The 25,816-nt window shown below is 49.9% G+C and carries 19 protein-coding genes; 9 read left to right on the forward strand and 10 right to left on the reverse strand.

Annotated features, from left to right (window positions below; translation table 11 throughout):
- Positions 1-96 precede the first annotated feature (96 nt).
- The 10 genes from AB4875_RS00210 to AB4875_RS00255 all read right to left on the reverse strand — a co-directional run bounded on the left by AB4875_RS00210 (position 97) and on the right by AB4875_RS00255 (position 9,472).
- A complete protein-coding gene (locus AB4875_RS00210; protein ID WP_368374011.1) occupies positions 97-2,559 on the reverse strand; it encodes a c-type cytochrome in 2,463 nt (820 codons plus the stop codon).
- A 490-nt stretch (positions 2,560-3,049) separates the two neighbouring features.
- Positions 3,050-3,295: a hypothetical protein gene (locus AB4875_RS00215; protein WP_368374012.1), complete on the reverse strand. Its 246-nt coding sequence runs from the start codon at positions 3,293-3,295 to the stop codon at positions 3,050-3,052.
- Positions 3,258-3,794: an excalibur calcium-binding domain-containing protein gene (locus AB4875_RS00220; protein WP_368374013.1), complete on the reverse strand. Its 537-nt coding sequence runs from the start codon at positions 3,792-3,794 to the stop codon at positions 3,258-3,260. Before AB4875_RS00220 ends, AB4875_RS00215 begins: the two co-directional genes overlap by 38 nt.
- Before the next feature lie 383 nt (positions 3,795-4,177).
- A complete protein-coding gene (locus tag AB4875_RS00225) occupies positions 4,178-4,978 on the reverse strand; it encodes a TIGR02391 family protein (protein WP_368374014.1) in 801 nt (266 codons plus the stop codon).
- Between the two features lie 102 nt (positions 4,979-5,080).
- On the reverse strand, positions 5,081-5,542 hold the full coding sequence (locus AB4875_RS00230) for a hypothetical protein (protein ID WP_368374015.1): 462 nt from the start codon (positions 5,540-5,542) through the stop codon (positions 5,081-5,083).
- 535 nt (positions 5,543-6,077) lie between these two features.
- On the reverse strand, positions 6,078-6,986 hold the full coding sequence (locus AB4875_RS00235) for an FAD:protein FMN transferase (protein WP_368374016.1): 909 nt from the start codon (positions 6,984-6,986) through the stop codon (positions 6,078-6,080).
- A 63-nt stretch (positions 6,987-7,049) separates the two neighbouring features.
- Positions 7,050-8,249 carry a DUF3570 domain-containing protein gene (locus AB4875_RS00240; RefSeq protein ID WP_368374017.1) on the reverse strand — a complete coding sequence of 400 codons (1,200 nt, stop codon included), beginning with the start codon at positions 8,247-8,249 and terminating at the stop codon, positions 7,050-7,052.
- An 11-nt stretch (positions 8,250-8,260) separates the two neighbouring features.
- A complete protein-coding gene (locus AB4875_RS00245; RefSeq protein WP_368374018.1) occupies positions 8,261-8,473 on the reverse strand; it encodes a DUF4266 domain-containing protein in 213 nt (70 codons plus the stop codon).
- Position 8,474: 1 nt separating this feature from the next.
- Positions 8,475-8,978, reverse strand: coding sequence for a TlpA family protein disulfide reductase (locus tag AB4875_RS00250; RefSeq protein WP_368374019.1), 504 nt, complete (start codon positions 8,976-8,978; stop codon positions 8,475-8,477).
- A 227-nt stretch (positions 8,979-9,205) separates the two neighbouring features.
- Positions 9,206-9,472 carry an HD-GYP domain-containing protein gene (locus tag AB4875_RS00255; protein ID WP_368374020.1) on the reverse strand — a complete coding sequence of 89 codons (267 nt, stop codon included), beginning with the start codon at positions 9,470-9,472 and terminating at the stop codon, positions 9,206-9,208.
- A gap of 301 nt (positions 9,473-9,773) precedes the next feature.
- On the opposite strand from AB4875_RS00255, the gene AB4875_RS00260 reads away from it, so the two are divergent.
- The 9 genes from AB4875_RS00260 to AB4875_RS00300 all read left to right on the forward strand — a co-directional run bounded on the left by AB4875_RS00260 (position 9,774) and on the right by AB4875_RS00300 (position 25,731).
- Entirely contained in the window at positions 9,774-12,386 is a 2,613-nt protein-coding gene (locus AB4875_RS00260; RefSeq protein ID WP_368374021.1) for a cyclic nucleotide-binding domain-containing protein, read from the forward strand.
- A 61-nt stretch (positions 12,387-12,447) separates the two neighbouring features.
- Positions 12,448-13,338, forward strand: a complete 891-nt coding sequence (locus AB4875_RS00265) for a hypothetical protein (RefSeq protein ID WP_368374022.1) — start codon at positions 12,448-12,450, stop codon at positions 13,336-13,338.
- A 4-nt stretch (positions 13,339-13,342) separates the two neighbouring features.
- Positions 13,343-15,064 (forward strand): FHA domain-containing protein, encoded by a 1,722-nt coding sequence (locus AB4875_RS00270; protein WP_368374023.1) that lies wholly within the window; start codon positions 13,343-13,345, stop codon positions 15,062-15,064.
- Positions 15,064-17,055, forward strand: a complete 1,992-nt coding sequence (locus AB4875_RS00275; protein WP_368374024.1) for a heme-binding protein — start codon at positions 15,064-15,066, stop codon at positions 17,053-17,055. Before AB4875_RS00270 ends, AB4875_RS00275 begins: the two co-directional genes overlap by 1 nt.
- Positions 17,027-18,850: a hypothetical protein gene (locus tag AB4875_RS00280; RefSeq protein WP_368374025.1), complete on the forward strand. Its 1,824-nt coding sequence runs from the start codon at positions 17,027-17,029 to the stop codon at positions 18,848-18,850. The genes AB4875_RS00275 and AB4875_RS00280 overlap by 29 nt, the downstream gene beginning before the upstream one ends.
- Complete coding sequence (locus AB4875_RS00285; RefSeq protein ID WP_368374026.1) at positions 18,831-22,589, forward strand: hypothetical protein; 3,759 nt, start codon at positions 18,831-18,833, stop codon at positions 22,587-22,589. The genes AB4875_RS00280 and AB4875_RS00285 overlap by 20 nt, the downstream gene beginning before the upstream one ends.
- On the forward strand, positions 22,582-23,973 hold the full coding sequence (locus AB4875_RS00290; RefSeq protein WP_368374027.1) for a multiheme c-type cytochrome: 1,392 nt from the start codon (positions 22,582-22,584) through the stop codon (positions 23,971-23,973). The genes AB4875_RS00285 and AB4875_RS00290 overlap by 8 nt, the downstream gene beginning before the upstream one ends.
- A 3-nt stretch (positions 23,974-23,976) precedes the next feature.
- Positions 23,977-24,759 carry a PP2C family protein-serine/threonine phosphatase gene (locus AB4875_RS00295; RefSeq protein ID WP_368374028.1) on the forward strand — a complete coding sequence of 261 codons (783 nt, stop codon included), beginning with the start codon at positions 23,977-23,979 and terminating at the stop codon, positions 24,757-24,759.
- A 48-nt stretch (positions 24,760-24,807) separates the two neighbouring features.
- Positions 24,808-25,731 carry an FHA domain-containing protein gene (locus tag AB4875_RS00300; RefSeq protein WP_368374029.1) on the forward strand — a complete coding sequence of 308 codons (924 nt, stop codon included), beginning with the start codon at positions 24,808-24,810 and terminating at the stop codon, positions 25,729-25,731.
- The last annotated feature ends 85 nt before the right edge of the window (positions 25,732-25,816 follow it).

Consider the following 25,816-nt stretch of genomic DNA (forward strand, 5'->3'; position numbering starts at 1 on the left):
TTTCACATTTCATCTTTTTATACCGCGGTACTATTTCAAATCATTCATTCACTGGCCAAAGTGCACTGTCACAATCCAGCCCCTTTTGCAGACACCTTAGAGTGTTTTCAAGTATTCAATAATGGCTTTGCGCTCGGCGTCATTTAACACATCGCTGAACGCATGCCCGCCATTACCTTGGCTAAACATAGCGGTATTATAAATTTTTCGGTTCTCGACTTCTTGATTGCTCAGTATTGGCGGGTTGGTGATATTCCATGCCATTAAAATATTGGAAAACAGTGCATTTAGCGGTATCTGTAAAATAGTGTCGACCAAGGGATCAAGTGGTGTGCAATCTAAATACGGCAAGGTGTTGTCACCACCGCAATCTAAGGCTTCGTAATCCCAACCTACATTTTGCTGGTCGTAAGCACGGGCAAAATTATAATCAAAACCCATCACCACTTGACCCTGCTGGTCGGCCCTAGCGGAATTAGACACTCTGCGCCAAATTGCTGGGCGTGCCGATGAATTCAGCACCGCAGCAATATTTGGAACCGAGCCATTATGCAAATAAGGTGCAGTTGCCCAAACGCCGTAAAGTGGTGGCGCGACATAGCCTTTGGGGCGACCATTACGTAATGATTCCATATTCTGAACGCGGCAATCCTGAGCGGTGTTTGCGGTTTCGGGATAGCCCACAAAGGTTTCCGACAAACCTTGATTCGTACCCTCGTTAAAGGTGTCCAAACGAACGCGGTCAGTAGCAATAATATCGATGGGCGTTATATAACTAGCCATCCCCTCTAATGCTGGACTAGCCAAAAAGCTTATGTCATTTACATAGCGTGGCGAGTAAGCGCCGTGGCATCCCGCGCAGCTACCATTGCCCTGAGCCGGTTGCGGCACTGGATTATTGACGTTTGCAGCCCATAGGTTTTTAGTGTGAAACAACACGGCGCCCTGCTCGGCCAAGGGCTCATCAATTACTCCCGGATACTCGGGCGATTTCTGCGCCATAATCCAGTGGTCGCCGTACTGCACATTGTCACTCATCCATCGATCGACACGATCCATATCGAAAATACCGGGCGCCTCGCCGTCGATCAGAGGGTTTTTATCAAGCAAGGGATAATAGAGTGCGAAATCCACCCGCACCGCGTCGCCAGAAAACATTGCATCAACAAACTTTACCGGCCGATGCCCCACATTCCACCACGCGGGCGTATCTCCGGTAGCCGTCGAACCATTATTAAGAATCTGCCCAAAGGTGATTGGATCTGGGTTTTCAAAACTCCCAAACAATGCCAGCACATTGGCAAACTGCGCATTGTTGGTACCGCGAACTCGACCACCAAAACCAGCGCGATCAATGAGCAAGGTTCCCGCGCCACCCAAGGCGCCAAAATCGCGCGCAGAAGTGCTGGCATCCAGCAAGCCTCCACCTGCACCATAGTGGTATTCAATCCCATCAGCGGTTTCCACCGGCGTGCTGTGACAGCCTTGGCAGTTGGCCGCAATATAGCCGCTGTATGTACCGTCATTATTACGTGTTTGCGTTAAACCCTGGGGCAGAGTGCCAGAACCGCCGTTGCTTAAATTTGGATCCTCGCCCTGCAAGGGGTAGGGGTTGCGAGGCGCGTCTGGGCCGCTCAAAACTGGACCGAAACCGTGGCGCTCCGCCACCAATTGGTCGAAATTATCTGGCCGACCTGGCAGCCCCCAAAGTAACCACATCATATTGTATTGATCAGCACTAATAGCCGCCAAACCATGAGGCTGCTGACCGGCAAAGGTAGTGGCTGCACCCTCCTGGCCATTGCCTTCCATAATCGGTGCGCCCTTGGCGTAGCTCGCGCGCAATTCGCCGCAGGTTTCAGGATGAGGCTTTTCACCCACTAGCTCGGGATCAATATGGCAATCTTTCCAAAAGGCATTAAAGGCTACCGCTTTACCATTACTTATGCCCGGCTGCACCATCGAACGCGGATCAGAGGGCAGCAACGCACTGTCGGCGCGCGGATTGCCGTTGCCATCGGCACCACAGTAATCAAACCAAAGGTGACCACCGCGAGCGCTGCCCAGCAAGGGTTCTAAGTCGGGTGCTGGATCACTGCCACCGCCACTCAAGCTGCAGGTATTAGGACTCGCCCAACAAGCCAGCAAGGTTCGCATCGCATCGTAGGGCTGACTGCCCACCGGCCATGGCTTACCGCCGCTGTGCGGTTCGCTGGGATCACTGGGTTCAATCAACAGCGGACTGGTTTCCACGCCGCCACCGAGGGTCCCCCAAGAGGCGCGCAGCAAACGGTAATCATCCGCGGCATTGCTAGACAGCATTAAACCGTCGCCCTCGGCGGTATCTGCCACGCCACCGGGAATATGGCAGGTCCGACAAAAGCCCGACGAGGTTTGCAAACGGCTTTGAAAGAACTCTTCGGCTGAACCGCTATTACCCGCACTAGGTGTGCCACCGCTTCCGCCCTGCGGACTGCCGCTACTGTTTCCGCCGCCGCAAGCGGCAAGGGATAACAGCCCTGAGATAAGTAAACTATTTGCTAAACAAAAACGGCGCATTCCGCACTCCTAAGGCCCCAATCACCGACAAAGCGGTTAAGAATGGAGCGAACTGGCTTTATTTTATTATTCAGTATGAGCCATACAGCAATCGCCCATATTGCTAAGAGGTGCCATCCATCTTCCGGTCCAGCCAGGACAAATTATGGCAAGATGGAATAACTGTCGCGCTTTAGCACGCCCAGTCCACAGGACGATTCTACCTTTACTTGTTAAGTATTAGCTGTATAAAAACATATTTTATTATTATCTATATCTCTTATATAGGCCGAATGCATACTGGAACGTATTCTAGGCTCCCCCTCACTCAAGTCTCCTAAATCAAAAGCCTTCTTATGTAATCGATTAACCTCCTCAATAGAGTCAACAAGAAGGCCAAGCATAGTACCATTGCCATTAGATGCTGGGGTTTCGTCGAACGGCTCTGCTATGGAAAACATAAAGTCTTCGTTACCCCATAGTGTCATCCGCCCTTCTGCGGGAATTTTGTTTAATCCACACCCATCAAAAATTCATCATAAAACGCGATTGCTTTTTCTTTATTATTAGTTCCAAATACAAAATAATTCATCTTCATGGCAAATTCTCTATGTAGATAAAAAGCTAAACGCAGTGTTCTGTTGAAATTTTTGAGTGGATACTTTTGTGTTACCAAACCCAAAATGGGCAACGGAAAAAATTTCAACAGCAAAACATTGTTAGAACCTCGAATCATTTTCGCACGGAGTTCCATCATGATCTCCATCCATTTTGGTATTAGGGCAATTTTTAATAAAGTATTCTGCTTCAGCTCTTGATGTCATTTGACTGCAATGCTTCCGGCCATCGCATTCGAATTTTCGGCTAGCGGACATTGGCGCTGTAATGGCCTGCTTTAGCATTAACAGCTCGGAACTTTGCTGGGAAATATAAAAATTGAAGCCAAAATAGCCTAAAGCCAAGACCAATACGAATGTAATGCCAAGCTTTAACGCAACAGCATCGCCTTTAGATCTGTGACTCGCTCCTTTTCTCTTCCGGACTGTCGAACCTGGCCGGAGGACATGCACTGCCCGCTTCTTACCATTTTTTTCAATCTCAACTTCGAACGAGATCAATTCACCAATTTTTGGTCTTATCCCATCTCGCGGAAACGCAGAAATATGTACAAATATTTCACCTGCATTTTGGGGCGACGATACAAAGCCAAACCCTCGATCATCATTCCATTTTATTAAATTGCCGTGAACTCTCATTGTCTCATTCTAACGCCAAGCGAACCGGCGGCGTGGCCGTCGGGTTGCGCGCCGCGTTAAGTATATGAACTCTAATTTACACACTAAACTTTGCTATTGCGTATTCTTTAGTGACTTTATTTAATAGTGGCTCGCCACCACCATGACACTCAGATTTTGGGTAAGTTTTTAACCAGTGCTCTTAACTAAATAGAGCATTTCCCAGCCAGACTCATCGATTGCGACTTTAACGCAATTCTTATTGATGGATTCTTCTGCTTCACTTCCTTGCACTGACCTCTGATCCTGCAGACATTTAACGCTAAGCTATGCCGCTGCCTTGGAATTATTTTTTTTCTAGCGGAGCGAATAAGCACGAACCCTTAACCCTTAACCCTTAACCCTTAACCCTTAATAACATTGTCCAGCTTCCGATGAATAAATGATACAGTTGATAATATATCCAGAGCATCTTGCTCGCTCATGAGCCACGATGTTTTTGGCGCATGAGCTACAGGGTTTCTAACTGCACCAAATAAGCCCACAAGCATATTGCTAAAGCCTTTCTGTTCACTGATTTCAGTATCTGTATTCAGGGCGTTTATCTTTAAAACAGGCTGTTTAACAGAAAATGTGGTATTAAATAGATCAGCGCCATCTGTTGTTAAAGATGACATATTACGAATTCGCTCTGCAATGCCCTTTACCGCTTCAAGAACTGCATGGAAATAATTTTCATCGACAAGCTCAGCTCGACAATAATTAAAAACTTCTTCATGCGCTCCCCTGTCTTCGAGCTTTGCCCTTAGTGCGCCAGCTCGCTCTCTTGCTCCCTTCAGTGTTGTTTCTTTCCTGGTTTTAGAAACCTTCCCATCTTCCCTTACTGTAAATCCTGAAAATGATAATACAATGTTTAGTTCAGAACGGCGCCACTCAAATTTCTCTTTGTCCCTAGCGTAACCAACAGGATCAAGTGCACGATTAATAAACATAATTAGATGGTTACCCACTTGATACTTATTTTGGGCTTCTCCTAGAGCATTAAAGAGACGCTTCCACTTTGTCATTGTTGGAGTGACGTCTTCAATTTTGCAGTCTTGAATTAGATAGCCTATTTCAGAGGCAGTTAACCCTCTCTCTGTATCGCCGAGCACCCTGCAAGCGGCTTTAAGTTTCTGAGAGTTAAATAGTTCGATTCTTTGCATAATTTATAGTGTGAACTCCCTAATAATTTGCCGTGGCGAAGTGGCGGTCTTTTTGCCTCGCAAAAAATGTGACACTTTGCGGAGTGTCAAATTGATTAGATGTTATGTCTCAACTGTGCTCATTCTCTCAATTAGCTTATATGACTTTGAGTTAGGATCTTTGAGAATAGAAATTGTGTCAGTCATGATGTATTGATCCCATGATTTTGCATTCGTTTTAAAGTCTGAGTAATACACTACATCTTTGATTCTGCGAAAGTGCCTGAACCAGACACCAATTTTTGGTTCGGTTCTTCTGATGTAATTGTATTCACTATCAACTGTAACCAAGGCCAATGGGAAGTGATGAGAGATAACGAGCACTTTATCCCCGACCTCCATTTTCTGTGCAAAATCTACGTAATCCTTTTGGCTCGAAAGAATTTCACTATGATCCTCTGCAAGAAGATCACCAGTATCGGTAGCGAAATCCAATCCAATAAATCCCGCCGCAACACTTTGGTGAGAATAGAACCCCGAACTCTTCCCTTCATCAGGGTGTAACTGCATTCTCCAATACTTCATTTATTTTGTCCTTAAGACATAGCAGCTAGTTATAGTGACTCGCGCCCCTTTATCAAAGTCGAGACTTCAGCATGGATTAAAAAACATAAGGGAATTCAATAAGATGTGTGTCTCGCGAATAGCTAGCGCTGATCAAACGAAGAATACTTCCCTTTAGTTCTGCCAAACATTCCTTTCCCCTTGATCATATCGCATATTTTTTAAACTTCAATGCGTAACGTGATTCGCCAATATGTTAATTGGACGCACGCTCTTTTTCACTTGCCTCGACGACTCGGAAACAGCGGCTGCCCGCTAATATGGCACTAGACCCGTCATATAAGTCGGTGCTCTAATTTCGACATGAGCCTACAACAGCCCTGAAAGCCCCTATACTTGAATTATCAGTCTTGTTTTACTGCTTGAATGTGCAGTGATGTCTCACTGGATAAAGATGGCTAGCACTAAAAATACAGCATTTTTATTACCGTTTCGCGTTCTTACCATTCGCTCGCACTCGCCACCACAAATGCCCCTAAACTCTTAAACTATAACCTTAGCTCTGAACTTGCGGCACAAGGTCGCCCCCCAATACTCCCGTTTGATCAATCCACAAATGCGGGAGCCCCATTTCTTTCAACCAAGTTGGTGCGCCGTTTTCACCCTGCAACATTGCGACGGTCGCTGCTGTGCCTGCAAGTAAACACAGCGGCGCGACAACGGTAACACCGGCCATCGGTTGATCTACGGGTCTACCAGTGCAGGGATTAAGAATATGGCTGTAGCGCTTGCCGTCTATCACCATAAAGCGTTCGTAGTCGCCACTGCTGGCAAGGCCGCCAGACTTTAGCGGTATTACCGCCACGGCCACGTCTGGGTCACGGGGATTGCGAATGCCAATATGCCAAGCGCTGCCGTCGGGGTGCGGGCCAACCACCCGTATATCGCCACCCAATTCGACTAGGCCGTGGCTGATGCCGTTTTCTTCGCAAATAGTTGCGGCGCGGTCGGCGGCGTATTCTTTGCCAAATCCGCCAAAGTCTAGCTCCATGCCCTGCTGCAATGAAATATTGGGGGCGGTCCAATGCACCTTATTCCAACCCACACGCTTTACACAGAATGCCACGGCGGCGGGGCTCGGCAATTGACCGAGTTTAAAATTCCACACTTCGCGCAATACCCCGGAGCTAATATCAAATAGTCCGCCGCTTTCCTTAAATGCGGTGGTGGCGTAATTAATTAAGGCGCTGGTTTCTTCGTCTAGAGCAATAGGATTGCCGCCAGCGGCGGCATTGATTCTGCCGACTACGCTGTCTTCGCGGTAACGGGAGTAGGTTTGCTCAATGCGGATAACTTCTGCTTTGGCGGCATCGGCGGCAGCATCGGCCAGTGCCTGTGACTCAGCGTATAAACGCAGTTCGCAGGGGCTGGCCATTGCAGTGAAAGGGTAGTGGTAAAGCTGCACGCGGTATTTCTCCGTTAGTATGGGCCTGTCGACACTACTGGCCCCAAGGAGCATGCCAACGCACTATAGCCGCCAGTTAAACCCCACCGAGAGAATATCAAATTCTACCAAGGCAGGGTTTTCTACATTGACGGAATCTAAAGAATAATCTGCGCTGGCTTCGTAAGCTTCCCACTCAGCGTGTAGATCCAAACCTTGCCAGCGCTTCTCTAGTCGCAGTTTTACGCTGATAGCGCCATAGGGCGACAAGCGATAATCCGCCGAGCCAAAACCGTCGCTGCGCGCCGAAAAGAAATACGGCGCATAGAAAAACGCCTGAGTTTGGGTGTAGTAACGCAGCGATGGCGTGAACACCCAACCACCCGGCAGGTTTTGATACCACGCCGCTTCTAGCGTGCTAGAGGCTATTTCCCAGTCATCTTCAAAATAGCGGTAATCCAAATGCAGCGCCGCTTTTAAGTCAGGCAGAAAATGTCGCAACCTAGCCTGGGCGACAAACTGATTGCGATCGTCGGGGCGACTATCGTTGATAGTATTGGCTTGATCGTCTATCCATACTTTTTTGTAGGGGTCGGATAGAAATCCCCGCTGCAAACCATAACTAAGACTGGCTTGCACCACGCTAGTTTTACTTAAGATTTGCGACAGTCCCACAAAGGCGGTGCTGCTGTCTCGGGTCGCGCGTTCAATACGGTCTGGCATGATGGCGCCGTCGGTGGGCTCCAGTTCGTCGTCGCTATATCCTAAACCAGCGGTAAACGTGAGCTGGGTATCGGGGATTTCATAGAGCGCCTCCACCCCCGCGCTCACGGCAAAATAGTCTTTCTCGTCCGACACCCCAGCAATGAAAGAAATCACCGTTTTATCGTTCAATAGATGATTAACCGTCGCCTGCAGGTCTTTGCGCTCTTCATGAATGGTGGCACCACTCATCACCTGCACCGGCCCATCTTGTCCCGGCAAAATAAACCACGGCGACGCGCCACTCATGGTTTCATACATGAACTCGATGCTGGCGTCAGTTTTCTTACCCAGCGGCAATTGCGCTCGCACTTGGTGGCTGTCTATTTCATAGCGTTCGCGGGAGCCGCCAGACAATTTACTGCTGTCTAAATCGGCTTCGCGGTAGCTTGAAGCCTTGTACTGGACAACTGTTTCCGTCAATACCGAGGCCGCCTGCACCGAGGCGCTCATGCCGGGAATCGCCAGTGCGGCGCTGGTTAATGCGGTAAGAACGCGCTTATTATTTATCTTCTGACTCATAGCATCGCCCTTTAATTACAACCGCAGCCGCCGCCACCAACGGAGGCGCCGCCATTGCTGGCTTCTTTACTAAAATGCACGTGCTTGCGATAGGAGCTACTCAGTGCGTCTGGCTCCCATGCCATTTCTGGGCGCGCCAGATAACCCCGCTCCCAGGCTTCCACTGGTTCAAGCGCGCAAGCGCTAAGCATCGCCAATGCCATCAGTATTGCTAAGACACGCATATCAGGATTCCTCTTGCAGTAGTGTCAGCACTTCCTTGCGAATAATATCCTCGTCACCCAGACGAAAGCCCTCGTGTACGCGACGCACCTTGCCCTGTTTATCAATTAAAAACGCCGTGGGCATACCTTTAACGCCAAAGGTGGCGGGCAAGCTTCCGCTCTCATTACGGAGTACCGGATAAGAAACCGGGTAAGCTTTAAGGAAGTCCTTGGCATCCTGACTATAGGCGTCAACATTAATAGCCAGCACCATAAAGCCGCGATGACTTAGTTGCCGGTACAGCCTGTCGAGACTCGGTAAGGATTGACGGCACGGGCCACACCAAGACGCCCAAAAATCGACGTAAACCACCTGCCCACCATAATCTGCAAGGCTGTATTTTTGCTTATCATCTAGCGCGGCAAGACTAAAATCAGGGGCTTTTTCGGCAAGCGTCAGCGCCGCCGCACTAGTGATGGGCAGCAGCATACAAACTGTGAAAATGAGCGTTCGAAGAGCAAACATAGTGTTTTGTATCTTTATTATAATTATATGTTCAGCTTAACAGCTGGAGGCACTGACTCAAGTGTTTTCAAAATACGGCTATTATCCGCAGATGCCATAGTGGTCAGCAAAGCATTATATGCGTTTTTTGATGTCAGCAAATTATCTGCGTCTAGCAATAGAAAGTGCAGTTTCAAATACAACTCAAGCAGATGCTTGAGCCATCTCGGGATATTGATCTGCTCCGTTCATTGCACAGGCAGCTCGAACCCATCTTCGCGGAACAGCTTAAGACTGGCATCGGCCACCTCGGTATCATAGGTCCTGCCACGCCCTGCCTCGATTTCCGCCAGCGCCTCCTCAATGCCCCTCGCGGCTCGGTAGGGGCGATGCGATACCATCGACTCGATAACATCCGCGACGGCCAAAATCCGCGCCTCTAGCAGAATCTGTTCGACCTTAAGCCATCGCGGATAACCGCTGCCATCCACACTTTCGTGGCGCTGATGAATCATTTGAGCGGCCGCCACTAATAGCCTCAGGATTTAAATCAAACTCAATCCCCAAATTAACACATCAGCCTCTAAGCACCTTTAAAGTAAAAGCACTAAGCTCTGCTAAGCTATCTTTACAACATAGCAGTGAACAAGACATAGCGCAGGGCTAACAAGCGCGGTAAACTGCCGACATGCCTAACCATATAATTTAGACGCTTCGACTTTAATTGGTCTAAATCAAAAATATAAAAACATCTAAGAAGCGCCGCAGGCACTGCGCCTAGCAAGCTTGGAAGGTAATAAGAATGCTGCAGCAAACGTGATAGAACATTTTGATATCGCCATTATCGGTGCCGGCCCTGCCGGGCTTAGCGCAGCAGCCAAGGCCGCTGAATATGATCTCGACATACGCGCAGCCAATGCCGAACACCAGCCCACGCACATACTCATAGAAGGCTCGCCCCTACACGCCAACACCATACAACGCTACCAAAAAGGTAAGCATGTTATGGATGAGCCCGGCTATTTAGACCTGCGCAGCCCCTTAGAATTTACCGCAAGTAAAAGAGAGCAAATTCTCAGTTCATGGGAACAGGGTATTAGCGATACGGGAATTAATTTTCGCGCCGATTGTGAAGTCACTCAAATTTCTAAATCAGGTGAGCGTTTTGAAATTTGCTGCGGCGATGGCAATACTATTTCTGCCAATAATGTTGTGCTCGCGATTGGTACCCAGGGCAACCCTCGGCGCTTGGGAATCGACGGCGACAATACCCACTTTGTGCAATACCAGCTCGATGACCCGGATGATTACCACAACGAAGATATTATTGTGGTCGGCGCCGGTGATGCCGCCATCGAAAATGCCTTGGCGCTGGCCAAACACAACCGCGTCATTATTGTTAACCGCAAGAGCGAATTTACTCGCGCCAAACAGGGCAATTTAGATAATGTCCTCGAAGCCATTAACGATCGCAATATGGACTTCTCTTGCCGCTACGACGCCTCGGTGAAGTCGCTCAGCATTCCCGAGCCCGGTGCCGCCGGCACGGTCATTCTCAATACCGCAAGGGGTGATGAAACATTGCCCTGCCATCGCATTATCGCTCGGCTTGGCTCTATTCCGCCGCGAAAATTTGTCGAAAGTTGTGGCATCAGTCTTCCCAACGAAGACCCCGAAGCCATTCCCGAACTCGATGGCCAATACCAATCAAATGTTAAAGGCCTGTACATTATTGGCGCGCTGGCTGGCTACCCACTGATTAAGCAGGGTATGAACCAGGGCTTTGATGTAATCGAATACATTAAAGGCAATCCTGTTAAGCCGGTAGACCACCCACTACTCGCGCTGAAGTTTGCCTTGCTACCCTATGTCGCTGATGTCGATGACATTCTGGCGCTATATCAGCAGCGGGTGCCGATGTTTTCACGAATGAATGCACTGGCGTTTCGCGAACTCATTATGGAAAGTGATATTAGCTACTGCGTGGCAGATGACGAACAGCTTAGCAATCTACAACGCCAAGGTATTGAGGTAAGCCAACAGCGCCTGAGCGATGTCGAGTCCGCTCGTAGTGCCGATATCCAGCGCCGAAAATCCGCAGGTCTAGCGACCAAGCAACTCGGCCCTATCAGCCAGCCAATTATTACCAAGGTCGCCAAGAGCGGCGACTTTATCTATCGCCACAATGACTACAGCAATTCCTTCTTCACCATTATTGAAGGTCAGGTCACACTCAGCTCGGCCGAGGGCAGCGACACCATTCTTGGAGCGGGTCAGTTTTTCGGCGAAATGAGCCTACTCTCTGGTCGACCTCGAATCGGCAACGCAGTTGCCAGCAACGACACGATTCTTATCGAGACGCCGCGCCGCACAATGGCAAAACTAATGGCGGCCAACGACGAAGTTGCCAAAGGGATAGAAACCGTATTTTTACAGCGCACCCTGCAACAATTCTTTACCCCTCAGGGCAGCTACACAGAGCTTCGAGATATCGCAAAAAGCGTTAGCACCTCGAACTTTAATACTGGCAAACACATTTATAAAGAAGGCGACGGCGGCGAACATCTCTATTTAATACGCAGCGGCACGATTGCGCTTAGCCGTTTAGAAAACGGCCGAGAGATCGCCATTGGACAATTGCATTCAGGACAAATATTTGGACAAATGGCACTGATGGGTGACGCCACTCGTCGCGAGTCTGCCTACGCTGCAGTTCGCTCCGAGATCATCGAGATTGGCCGACACGCCTTTTTAGCACTTCTTAAAAAATCACCAGAGTCCATTGCCAAATTACAAACCGAAACCTCTAAGCAATTGAAGTCTACGGCTGAAATGGCCGCACTTCCCGAACAAGCCTCTCTAATGTCGTTTCTGCTGGCGCAGGGAACCGGCGAAGGCACCAACGTTTTACTTATCGATGAAAACCTTTGTGTTGGATGCGACAACTGCGAAACCGCATGCGCGGAAACCCACAAAGGAATTAGCCGCCTAGACCGAAAAGCGGGCGTGCGCTTTGCCAACATTAATCTTCCTATTGCCTGCAGACACTGCGAACAACCCCATTGCATGAAGGAGTGCCCGCCAAACGCGATTCATCGCGAAAGCAGCGGCGAAGTCTATATCAACGACACCTGTATTGGCTGCGGCAACTGCGAAACCAACTGCCCCTATAACGTTATTAAACTCAGCTATCAGCTACCAGAGAAGCCACCATTTCTAAGCTGGTTATTTGGCGGTGCAGGGCCGGGTCCGGGCGAAGATAAAAATGCCACACCCAGTAATGCGGCAAAAGAAATAGGTAAAAAAGCCGTAAAGTGTGACGCTTGCGTGGACAGACCCGCAGGGCCAGCTTGCGTTCAATACTGCCCCACCGGCGCAGCCCAACGTATGGGCCCCGCAGACTTTATTAATGTATTAAACCTTCGCTGATGCGAGAGCTGACAAACCACCAAAAAGTATTTCCGAAAAGAATACTTTATGAGAAAAATAAATGTACGTGAATATTCTTAACTATGCTCGGCGACGCTATTTTTGGTGGGCAGCGATTTTGCTGTTGGCCAGTAGCGGCCTGTATTTGAGCCAAGCCCAGACGCTGCCACCAAATGGCGGCAGCTGGCAGGGCTATGTGTTGGGCGGCATTGGTATGCTGCTTATTATATGGCTTTCCTGTTTGGGCATACGTAAGCGAAGCTACAATAGTAAAAATGCCAATCTCCAATCTTGGGTTTCAGCACACATCTATTTAGGTATCAGTTTAGTTGGCGTCGCAACATTACACTGCGCATTTCAATTTGGTTTAAATGTACACACTCTGGCCTATGTGCTTATGTGCGCGGTTATAGGTAGCGGATTGATCGGCCTCTACGCCTATCTGCGCTACCCCCGTCTTTTAGTAGAGAACCGTGCCAACCAAGCCTTTGAGCAGCGCCTTGAATCGCTAGCCAAAATAGATAAGGACGCAATAACACTCGCGGAGAGTTGCGACGCTGATATTCAAGCGGTGATTTCCAGTGCAATTGATCGGACCGCCATAGGTGGTAATTTGATAACGCAGTTTTTGGGCCGAGACAAATCTAGCGTTGCCATGCCAGCAACCGGCAACTCGCCCGGTCACTCTAGAATGCAGAATAACCAAGGGCAGCAGACCGCAATCAATTTTTTGGTGGCAAAGATCCCCAATACGCAAAAACCCGGAGAGGCCGAGCGCTTACAAAAGCTGCTTTATATTCTCGGCCGCCGACAAGAAATACTGCGCCGCCTGCGCCGCGAACTCAGCCTGCAACTGCGAACCAAACTTTGGCTAAGTGTACACATCCCCTTAAGTATCGCCTTACTGGTTTCTTTGTTTATCCATATTTTCACTGTCTTTTTTTACTGGTAAAGCCATGCTTATTCTCATACGAAAAACACGGCTTAAAAACGACAAGGTCATTGATCAAAGTGACAGTGAGCTAGAAACAAACCGTATTCGCGTCGGTAGCGGCAACCACTGTGACATCCAATTATTTGGCGACCATATTGCCGCCGACCACTGCGAATTAAGTATTGGCGATGACGGCCGTCTAAGAATAGTCAGCCGAGGCAATGCCGAGATAAGCATCGGCGGCAAGAAGCATAAAAATATCACCCTTGAAGTAGGTGACTGGTTTGAGATTGGTCCACATAGACTGTCCCTAAGCCCCACCCTACCCGGCTTCGATGCAGCTATAGAGGTGCGCATTGACGCGAACAGCCAAGCCTCTATACAGACCCGCTACGAACATGAACTCCGCTTTAAACTACCGAGTAGTCGTCTATGGAGCTATATACTTAGCCTGCTGATATTAGCCATTGCCTTAATTTTTCCGTTATTAAATTACTTGCAACCGGATACCGCGCAAACCTTACAGAACTTTGGCGCGCCTACAGATCAAATCTGGTCCTCTGGCCCGCTATCGAGCCCTCATCATTTATCCGGGCTGGTAGAAAACTGCAATAGTTGTCATACCAAGGGCTTTCAAAAGGTTAATAGCGCCACCTGTCTTAGCTGCCACAGCGACAGCCATAGCCACTTCCCTGCCAAGCACCCTTTCAGCGCTGACACCAATAATTGTCAAACCTGCCACAAAGAGCATAACGAACCCGAAATGCTTATTGTGCAAGATAATAATCACTGTATCGACTGCCACAAAGCGCCCGTGAGCAAGGTGGACTTGAGCGGCAAAACCATTGGCGAAGTGCCCGCGAGCATTCGCTTTACTGCCGAGCAACACCCAGAGTTTCATCCCACCTTATTGCAGGCCGAGTCAGGAATATGGGCATTCAATAAAGCAACGTCATTACAGAATATAAAAGAAGAATCTAATCTTAAATTTCCCCATGACCTGCATTTAAACAGTGAAAAAGTAACTAAGGAAATACCCGGAAGCGAACATGAGTCAGCGCTAGTATGCGGTGACTGTCACACTCCCGCAGCAGACGGCGAACACTTTTTAGCCATTACTATGGAAAGCAGTTGCGCCAGTTGCCACAGCCTGGATTTCGATGACGTCAATCCGCAGCGTGACTTACCCCATGCTGCACCCGAGGTCGTCAGCACCTTTTTACAAGAGTTTTATATTAGCCAAGCGGCCCAACAGCGCTACGCTTTGCCACAAGAATCAACACGCCGGGTTCCTGGGCGTGACACCAGCGCACGCTGCCAGAAGCAAGACCCCTTGGAATGCGGCGGCGCGTGGGCCACGGAAGAAATGGATAGACTATTTACCAAAGGCGGCTGCGTAGATTGCCACGAGGTGTATCGAGATATCAGCGCCAATGGCGACGAGCAATGGCAACTTAAAAAAGTAAAATTAAACACCGACTGGTTCCCCGCTGCGCGCTTTAGTCACGACGCTCATCACATTATGGCCGCCGACAATATGGGCAAAGAAGGCTGCGCTAGCTGTCATGAAGCGTCATCGTCAAAACTAAGCAGCGACATATTAATGCCAGAAATTGGAGTGTGCATGGATTGCCACCAGGCAGGCGCTAAAAACACCATAGAACTACAATGTATTGATTGCCATGCCTTCCACAATTCTGCATTTCCAACTATGTCAGCCCCCGAACTAGAGGCTGACAAATAATGGCGCGCAGAACCGGCACTCTAATCCTGTTCGCGGCCCTCGCCTTAGTGGCGTGCAAAGGCGATCGCCATCAGCAAGTCGCGGCACAGGGGAGCAATGCCAACACTCAATGCGATGGCAGTTGCGCCAGTGCCAGTAGTTTCTTGAGCAGCAGCGATGTGGAAATAATCGTTCGCCAAGCCGTTGCGCAAGCGCGAGCGCTCAACGTTCCCGCGACCATCGCGGTAAGCGATCGCAGCGGTAATATACTCACTGTGTTTCGCATGGCTGAGGTTCTCGCCAATGGCGATCGCAAACTGACGTTAGTCGCCAACTCAGACACCATCATCAGCGGCGGCCTCGAACGTCTAGAGCTACCTATTTCTGCAACTCAAAGTGGTGACGCTCTGGCGGCGATGGCGAAGGCCATCACCGCGGCCTATTTGTCCAGCGAAGGCAACGGCTTTAGTACCCGGGTAGCCAGTCAAATTGTGCAGGAGCATTTTAATCCCGGCGAATTCAATCAAGCCAGCGGGCCGCTATTTGGTGTGCAGTTCAGCCAGCTAGCCTGTTCTGATTTTGTATTAGACGCCAGCAACCCCGCAATACTTGTTGGCCCTAAGCGCTCACCGCTAGGGCTATCGGCCGACCCCGGCGGCATTCCATTGTATAAATTCGGCACGCCAGTCGGCGGCATCGGGGTTATCTCAGACGATTTCATTTACGGTATCGACCGCATTATTAGCGATGTGGATTTTGATAGCGACGAAGTCATCGCACTCGCTGGAAGTTTTGGTTTCGCGGTGCCGGCCGATCGGCAGGCAGACCGTATTACGGTAGATGGCAAAACTCTACGTTTTACCGATGTGGACTTCAATGTCCTTGACCCCAGTGTGCAAAACGCGCCCAGCTTAGTCCTTAATACTGACGGTAATTTTGTCAGTGTAAAAGATTACTACACTGCCGCCGACGGCTACCGTGCTGGCCAAGCTTTTGGGCAGGCGGGCTCAGGTATTCGTTCAGATAATAATCTGCGTTTCCCCAGCCGCGACGCCTTTGTGTTTGTTGATGAAAATAACGCCGAGCGCTTTCCACCTATTGCCGGTTCTCAGCTTAGCGCTGCGGAAGTGCAAGAAATTATCAGCCAAGCCCTGGCCATCGCCAATCGCGCTAGAGCACAAATTCGCCAACCACTTGGCTCCGCCGCTCGCGTTACCATTAGTGTCGTGGACACCGACGGAACAGTATTAGGCATTGCCAGAAGCCGTGACGCGCCAGTTTTTGGCGCCGATGTATCTCTACAAAAAGCGCGCACCGCGACGTTTTTCTCGTCTAGCGATGCCGCCAGTTTTATTACTGCGCTACCCAATACCCAGTATTTAACGCCAGCACTGACAGCCGCGAATACCATTGTGCTAGACGATTATGTGCAAAACATTATTGCCCTGACTGGCGACAGCACAGCCCTTAGTAATGGCATTGCCTTCGCCGACCGCTCAGGTGGCAATTTATCTCGGCCCCACTATCCAGATGGCATCGATGCCAACGGCCCCGGCCCCTTTAGCAAACCCGCCGGCGAGTGGAGCCCATTTTCAACAGGCTTACAGCTAGACTTAAGTTTTAATGGCATCGTTAGCCACCTCCTGTATTTGATGGGCGGCGCCCAAGATGTTGGCAAAAACTGCGTGGGTTTGGCGTTTGCGGGCACCACCAGTTCGGCGGCGCCGCGCCTTGCCAACGGCATTCAAATATTCCCCGGTAGTGTGCCCATCTATCGCGGCAATCAATTAATCGGCGGTATTGGTGTTTCAGGAGACGGCGTCGATCAAGACGATATGATTGCCTTCTTAGGTTTACATCAGGCAGGTGAAATTCTCGGCACAGTAAACAATGCGCCAATAGCAATAAGGGCCGATCAACTAAGCCCTGGCGGCCAGCGCTTGCGCTACATCAACTGTCCGCAAAGTCCTTTTAACAATAGTGATGAACAAAATGTTTGCGCTGGAAAATAAACAAGCGCGAGCATCGCGCGCTTCATACTGGCGGCTGTCATCCTGCCTAGGTGCCTTACTGTGGCTTGGGGCCAGCGCTCCGCTATTGGCGCAAACTGATACCGCGGAAAACCTGAGCGCCGTTGATTGCCCTAGCGATGCCAGCATCACCAAGCGTCGGGTACCAGGCATGCCGATTAAGTGCGTAGCTAAAGAAGCCCGCAAGCCCAGCATTCCTGTTCCCAGCCTTAAGGATTACAGCCCCGCGATAGCCATTCCCGATCGCTGGCGCATCGTTGAATCGCTGGGCTATGAAAACAACTGGTACGATCCCTATAATCGCAATACCTTAAAAGCCGACACGCCAATTCACGATGATTGGTTTTTCAATTTAAGTATCATTGCCGATACTGTTTTTGAATATCGCGACGTCCCCACCCCCGTCGGTCTGCAATCCAGCGCCAATGCCGGCGACTTAGATTTATACGGCGGCAGCAAACAATCGCAATTCATTGAAAATCTCGCCGTTGAATTAGTGTATTACAAAGGCGATACCGTGTTTCGCCCACCGGATTACGAATTTCGATTCACCCCAGTATTTAATTACAACGCCACCAAATTAGAAGAAATTCTCGGCGTGGATGTTAATCCTGCTCAAGGGAAAACTCGCTACCAGGATTTTGCCGGCGTACAAGCTGCGTTTGTCGATGTGCATTTACGCAATGTGTCTGACAATTACGACTTCGACAGTATCCGCTTTGGCATTCAACCCTTTAACGCGGATTTCCGTGGTTTTCTATTTCAAGAAAATCAATTAGGTCTGCGACTTTTCGGCACGCGCAATAATAATATTATTCAATACAATCTTGCGTGGTTTAGGCGTTTAGAAAAAGACACCAATAGCGGTTTAAACAATATTGGAGAAACGCCGCGCAACGATGATATTTTTGTCGCCAATCTTTATTGGCAAGACCTATTCGTCCTTGGCCACACTAGCCAATTTACAGTCTTGTATAACCGCAACCGAGAAAAGGATTTTTTCTTCGATAAAAATGGCGTTATCCAGCGTCCCGCATCGATAGGGGCAGAGCGTCCACGGCAGTACGATGTGGTCTATTTTGGTATGAATAGCGACGGCCACCTTGGTCGCCTCAATATCACTAGCGCCTTTTACTACGCCCTTGGCAAGCAAGAGAATGCCCCACTCAGCGATACCAAGACTGATATTTCAGCCTACTTCGCAGCAGCGGAGCTGTCCTTTGACCAAGACTGGATACGCTGGCGGGCTTCGTTTTTATACGCTAGCGGTGACGATGATCCCTACGACGATATAGAAACCGGCTTCGACGCCATTGTCGAAAACCCCCTGTTTGCCGGTGCCGACACCAGCTATTGGATACGCCAAGCGGTGCCGCTCATTGGCGGCGGCAAAGTGGCGCTGTCGAGTCGCAATGGCGTCTTAAATAATTTGCGCTCTTCTAAAGAGCATGGCCAATCCAATTTCACCAACCCTGGCACCGTGCTACTTGGCATTGGCGCTGATTTTGATGTGCTACCTGAACTGCGTATCAGTCTTAATGCCAATCAACTTTGGTTCGACAATACCAGCAGTGTCGAGGTTGCTCGCCAGCAGGCAGGCATCTCAAAAGAGATCGGCCAAGATTTATCTATCGCGACTATTTATCGTCCCTTTATGAGTCAAAACATTGTGCTGCGACTTTCCTATGCAGTGCTCTTACCCGGCGAAGCTTATCAACAATTATATTCAGACCACTCTCAACAATCGGTGCTTTTTAATGCAATCTTCACCTACTAAAACATCGATCATTACGCTACTGGCTTTATGCTGTTTGGCATTTTGTCAGCAGGCAGTGGCCTCAGGTGGTGAGCATGAAGTTGCACGGGTCTATCACACCGCACCATCCGCACCTGCGTTTCAAACCCTCGTGGATGTAGAGCAAAAAAGCGCCGGTTGCGTGAGCTGTCACCGCCAAAGTGACAGCCATAATATGCATAACAACCCAGCGATTAATTTAGGGTGTGTGGACTGCCATGGCGGCGACGCTAGCATTAGCTTCGCAAAAGACGCCCCTCTCGACCCGGCGCTAATGCTGCCACTACTGGAAAAAGCCCACGTCTTACCGCGCTTTCCAGACAGCTGGCACTGGCCCAACTCCGCCAACCCCGAGCGCACGTATACCTTGCTCAATAAAGAGGCCCCGGAATATATTCGCTTTGTGAATCCCGGCGACTTTCGGGTGGCGGGCGAAGCCTGCGGCGCCTGCCATCAAAAAATCATTGAAGCCTCTACCCGCAGCCTACATGGCACCGGCGCCATGTTCTGGGCAGCGGCAGCATACAATAACGGCATACTGCCCTATAAACGCTCCATTCTCGGTGAAGCCTATACCCGCGACGGCAAAGCCGCATCGATAAAGGCAGCCATAAAACCCACTCCAGAAATGGCGGAGATGGGTATTCTCGACCAAATATTCCCCCTGCCGGCGTGGGAAACTGTCAAGCCTGGTGATGTATTCCGTGTCTTTGAGCGCGGTGGTCGCAATATTGTCAATCTGTTTCCGGAAACCGGTATACCCAACGCACTTGGGCAACTGCAACGCCTAGAAGAACCCGGCAGACCTGATATCAAACAATCTAATCGCGGCCCCGGTACCGGCGGACGAATTTCTGTCCCACTTATCAATATGACCAAGACCCGCCTCAACGATCCGCTATTTTGGTTTATGGGCACCAATGACCAGCCCGGCGATTATCGCAGCTCAGGCTGCACTGGCTGCCATGTGGTCTATGCCAATGACCGCGAGCCATTACACTCAGGACCGTACGCCGCCTTTGGCAATACCGGCAAAAGCCAGAGTATTGATCCGACCATAGATAAGTCGGCCTCGGGCCACCCTATCGAGCATCGCTTCACCCGCGCGATCCCAACCAGTCAGTGTATGGTCTGCCATATGCATCAGCCCAATATGTTCGTTAATTCCTTTTTGGGTTACACCATGTGGGACTATGAATCCGACGCCCCGCATATGTGGCCCAAAGAACAGCAGTATCCCGACGCGGCCACCAAGCGCAAGATATTGGATCGCAACCCCGAGGGCGCCGCACCCAAGGGCAAATGGGCGGACGTCGATTTTCTTAAAGACGTATCCAAGCTCAATCCCGAATTAGACGACACCCAGTTCGCCGACTATCACGGTCACGGCTGGAATTTCCGCGCCGTATTTAAACGCGATCGCGACGGTAATTTGCTCGACGGTGAAAATAATATTGTCAGTGATGAAGACCCCGAAAAATTCGATAAAGCGGTGCACATGCGCTCGATTCATGCCGAAGTCGGCATGCACTGCGTAGATTGTCATTTCAACCAAGACAACCACGGCAATGGCCATATGTATGGTGAGGTTGCGGCAGCGGTAGAAATAAGCTGTGTGGATTGCCACGGCACGGCAAGCAAATATCCAGACTTACTGCCCTCTGGCCCCGCCAGCAATGCCAGCACCACGGATTTAAGCTTACTGCGTAATCCCGATGGTCGCCGCCGCTTTGAATGGGTAGATGGCAAGCTCATGCAGCGCTCCATGCTCAACCCCGATCTTGAGTGGACACTGTCTCTGGTTAAGGATTCGGTGAATTCTCAACATGCTAGCTACAACCCCAAGGCCGCTCGCGCGAAGTTAATGTCTAAAGATCCCAAGACCCAACATTGGGGCAGCGATGTCGACCCAGATACGGCGGCGCATAATTTTGAAGAGGTGGAGTGCTACGCCTGCCATACTTCCTGGACAACCAGCTGCGGCGGCTGCCATCTGCCAATACAGGCAAATGAGAAATCTGAGCGTCACCATTTTGAGGGCGGTGAATCTCGCAACTTTGCCACCTACAATCCCCAGGTTGCTCGTGATCAGATCTTTATGCTGGGTAAACGCGCGCCCTACAAAGGTGGTAAATATGCGCCGGTGCGATCCTCATCAGCCTTAGTACTGTCGTCTACTAATGCCAACCGCGAACGCATATATGTGCAGCAAGCGCCAATATCTGCCAGCGGGTTTAGCTCCCAAGCCTTTAATCCGCACTTTCCTCATACTGTGCGTAAAACCGAAACCAAAACCTGTAGCGACTGTCATTTGTCAGCAGAAAAAGACAATAACGCGATCATCGCCCAAACCTTAACCTTGGGTACTAAATTCATCGATTTCATTGGCCGCAATGTGTGGTTGGGTGAAGAGGATAATATTGAGGCTATTGCAGTAACCGAGTGGGACGAACCCCAAGCGGTCATCGGCAGCTATCTGCATCGCTATGCCTACCCAGACTTTTTTGCTGCTCACCAAGCCCAGAAACAGCAACTACAAACCTCACACGAACACAGCGCTGACCGCAGTCAGTGTCTGCAACTTCGCGGTGAGTATTTATTTGTTGCCGACGGCAAAGCAGGATTCAGAGTCTTAGATGTGGCCTCGGTTGAAAACAAGGGCATCTCGCAACGCTTAATCACCGCACCTTTTAGTGCGCTCGGTCACGATGCAAAAGTCGCCACTAAAAATGCCAGCTGTGTTGCGCTCCCCAGCATTCAGCCCATTGCCCCAGAACGTAATCAGGGCGACTTAATGCGAGTAGACAACAAGGAGCAAGCCTTTCACCCGCTTTATAATTACGCCTATATTACCGACACCGAAGAGGGTCTAATTGTCGTCGACGTCAACACTTTTGCCGACGGCAAACCCCGCAATAACTTTATAAAAGCGGCGCTGCGCTGGCACGCCGGCGGAGCGTTAAAGGGAGCGCGTCATATTACAATTGGCGGTCACTATCTTTACATCATCGCCGATGCGGGCTTGCTGGTAATAGATATAAACTCGCCCTTAGAACCAAAGCTACTGCATACCATTGCACTCAATGACGGCCGCGCCTCCGCGCTGCAATTCCGCTATTTGTTTGTGACCGATGCCGACGGCATCAAACTGGTCGACGTCACCCTACCAGAGAAAGCCCATTTATTACCCGAGTTCACCCTGCCGCTTGCTGATGCCCAAAAAATCAGTCTGGCTAGGGGTTACGCCTACGTAGCAGCAGGACAGCAAGGTCTTGCCATCATAAACATCGAGCGCCCGGAAAAAATGCGTTTACTGCAAAGCTATAATGGCGAAGGTCACTTGCAAGACAGCAGAGATGTGGTCATTGGCACCACTAACGCGTCATTATTTGCCTATGTCGCTGATGCAAAAACCGGACTGAACGTTATCCAACTAAGCTCACCAGACTTACAGCCAAAGTTTTACGGCTTTAACCCCGAACCAAAACCGCTTTGGATTGCCGGCAAGCAAACCGCCAGTCCCGCATTAAGTTTGTCGCGGGGATTGGCCCGAGATCGTGCGGTGGACGAAAGTGGCGGTCAGATCGCGGTATTTGGACGACGCGGTGCGCGGCCAATGAATTTACAAGAAATGCACAAACTGTATTTAGATAAAAATGGCGAACCTTGGTTTGTGGAAGATACACCGAGCAAATCAGGATCCGGAGCGAAGCATGAATAAAACTAAGCAGCTCAGGCTTAATCACAGCGCCCCGTGGCTAGGGCTTTGCTTACTTGCAATGCTTTGCTTTAAGCCAGGCTTGCTAAACGCGGCCGAGGTAAGCCCGAACGCCGGTGCAACTAACAGTACCGAGACTAGCACTGAGGCCATGCACTTGGGTGTAGCCAGTTGTGCAAACAGTGTATGTCACGGCCGAGCAGCGGCGGTTGAACACGGCAATGTATTACAGAATGAATATCGCACCTGGGCGAAGTACGATAGTCACTCACGCGCCTATGCCATTTTGAAAAACGCCGACTCAAAACGCATCGCCGCCAATATGGGCATTAAAGACGCGAGCACGGCGGCGGAATGTTTAGCCTGCCACGCCGACACCACGCCAGCCAACTTGCAGGGCCCTAAGTTCCATATCTCGGATGGTATTGGCTGCGAAGTCTGTCACGGTGGCGCAGAAAACTGGATAGACTCCCATTACGGCGCTAATACCAGCTCAGCTGCAGACAATGCCATCGCTAGGCATCAAGCAAATTTAAAGAATGGCTTATCGCCAACCGAAGACCCTGCCTTTGCAGCCAAGTTATGTCAATCATGCCACCTTGGTAATACCAATCAACTCGCCACTCATGAAATGATGGCCGCTGGCCATCCTCGCCTACGATTTGAATTAGACACATGGCTGGCACTAATGCCACCCCACCATAGCGACGATGCTGACTATCATCGCCGGGGAAAAAGTAGCTTGGCCACCACCCGCTGGCTAGAGGGCCGCATGCAGGCGGCGCAGGATTCACTCACGGTACTAGAACAACACAGCATGCCACAGGGGCTATTTCCGGAATTGGCGGTATTCGACTGCCACTCCTGTCACCGCCCCATGGATACCAGCGTAAAACGCCCCCTTGCGGACAGGCAATTACTACCTGCAGGTGCAATTCGTATTAATGACAATGCGCTGCGTACGATTGCCACCTTGGTTTCGCTACGAAATGAAACCTTAGGACAGGAACTAACACTTGCGATTCGGCAGCTAAACCAATCAACCGTCCTCAGCAAACAAGCACTGCAAGCAAGCAGCCGTAAACTCATGACCTTAGTAGAAAAAGCGAGACAAAGCATTGATGATTCAGCTCTCAACGACAGTGAGCAACAGGCCATCACCATCGCTCTATTGAAGCAGGGTGCAAGTGGCGAGGTTCGAGACTACGCTGATGCAGAACAACTTTTCTTAGGATTACAAGTTCTCAGTTTTGACACAAAGAATCCGAAAAGCGGCGCGAAGCGCTATGATGAAATCTTTACAGTTCTTAGCGATGAAAATAATTACACTCCACGTCGATTCAAAGCAGCAGTTCAAAAAACGCTAAAAGCTGCCACGGAGAACTAATGCATGATTAGCATTTTAGGCAAAAGTAATATCGCTCAACGCGCGACCAACGAGGATCGTTTCGTCGCCGACAGCAATTGGGGAATAGCACTGGTTGCCGATGGTATGGGTGGACCCGCAGCGGGTGAAATTGCCGCCAGTATCGTCGCCAACCAAGTGACAGACCTACTAGACCAGGGAACTCCGCTCGCGGCTGCTGTGTATAGCGCGCATCAAGAAGTATTGCGCGCAGTAGAAGACGGACGTGGAAAAATCGGCATGGGCTCTACTGTCGTAGTAGCACACTTTAGTGGCCACCATTTTGAACTGGCATGGATTGGCGACAGTCGCGCCTATTTGTGGAATGGTGAACTACGTCAAATTAGCCGCGATCATTCGCAAGTTGAAGCCATGATGAGTCGCGGTGAAATAAGCTATAGCGAAGCCACAAGCCACCCCAATAAAAATATCATTACCCGTGCTATAGGCCATGGTAAATTTAACGAGCACGATATTCCTCTTATTAAAGGCGCGCTCTTTCACGGAGAAAAATTATTACTTTGCAGTGACGGTTTATATGATGCCGTAGCTGCCTGCGACATTGCGCGAGTAATGAACTCCGCGATTTCAAGTGAGCAGCAGCTCGACCAGTTGCTGGCAATTGCCCTGGCAAATAACGGCGCAGACAACATCACCGCGGTACTGGTTGATAGTGATGTGATACCTCAAGAAAATGAGATCATACCGACACTACCGCTGGTGGCCATCGCGCGCATCGACGGTTTCACCGAACATTTCACAGCCTAATGAATATAAGCTCCACACTACATTATCGATATTTAAAGGAAGCAGAAAATGGCAAGCTTTAAACTACACGACACTGCCAGCGCCATTGACTATTTAATAACGGCGACAGAAACGTCGATTGGCCGCAGTCCAGAAAGTGACATTCGGCTGCTTAGCTCGAGTGTGTCTCGAAATCATGGCGTCCTAAAAATCAAAGACGACAATTTGAGCTTTGAAGACTTCGGCTCAAGTAACGGTACATACGTTAACACCATCAAAGTAGTGGGCGAGACGGCACTTAAAAACGGTGATGCTCTGCAGGTTGGGGACTTTGAATTAAAGGTTCTCCTAGAGACAGATGACGACGCAACCACCTTTAATAGCGACGATGACGCCACTCAAATTGGGGCCTACAGTCCACCGGAAATTGCACAGACGTCACCAGCAGCTGCGCCGGCTACGACCGCAGCGGAAGCAGACATCCCCGCAATGTGGTCGGAGAACGCCGGACTTGAGCAAGCATCTGGCACGATCTTTTTCTCTGAAGACGCCGCCTCTGAAGCGAGTAAAAACTACCGCGATGGCAATTTAAATATTGCGCCAATAGGCGATACACCTCGTTTGATTGGCTTAAACCTCAGTATTCAAGGCGTCATCTATCAACTGGATACCGGCGTCACCAGTGTCTGGAAAATCGGTCGAGATCAACAACATGTCGATCTCTGGGTCTCTGAGTCAAGCGTCTCCGGGCTGCACGCCCAGTTAATTAACGAGGGACAGCGCTGGAAAGTCGTCAACTGGATGTCTACCAACGGCACCTTTGTTAACGAACTAAAGGGCTTATCCACCTACCTTAAAAATGGCGACATTATTCGTATGGGCATTGCCGAATTTGCCTTCGAGCTCCCGGCAGAGTCGCAAAAATCAGCGCCGAAGAGCACGGTAGAAAGTCCGAAGAAGAAAGGATTTTTTGCGCGCTTGTTTGGTAAATAGAAAAGCCCCCCCCTTACGTCCTCATCACTATGTTAGGGAAGTAAGGGGAAGCTAGCTTGCGACTTCTTCAAATATTGACACTGTT

Origin of the sequence: Zhongshania sp. R06B22 (assembly GCF_040892595.1) — a bacterium.
Taxonomy (GTDB): Bacteria; Pseudomonadota; Gammaproteobacteria; order Pseudomonadales; family Spongiibacteraceae; genus Spongiibacter; species Spongiibacter arctica.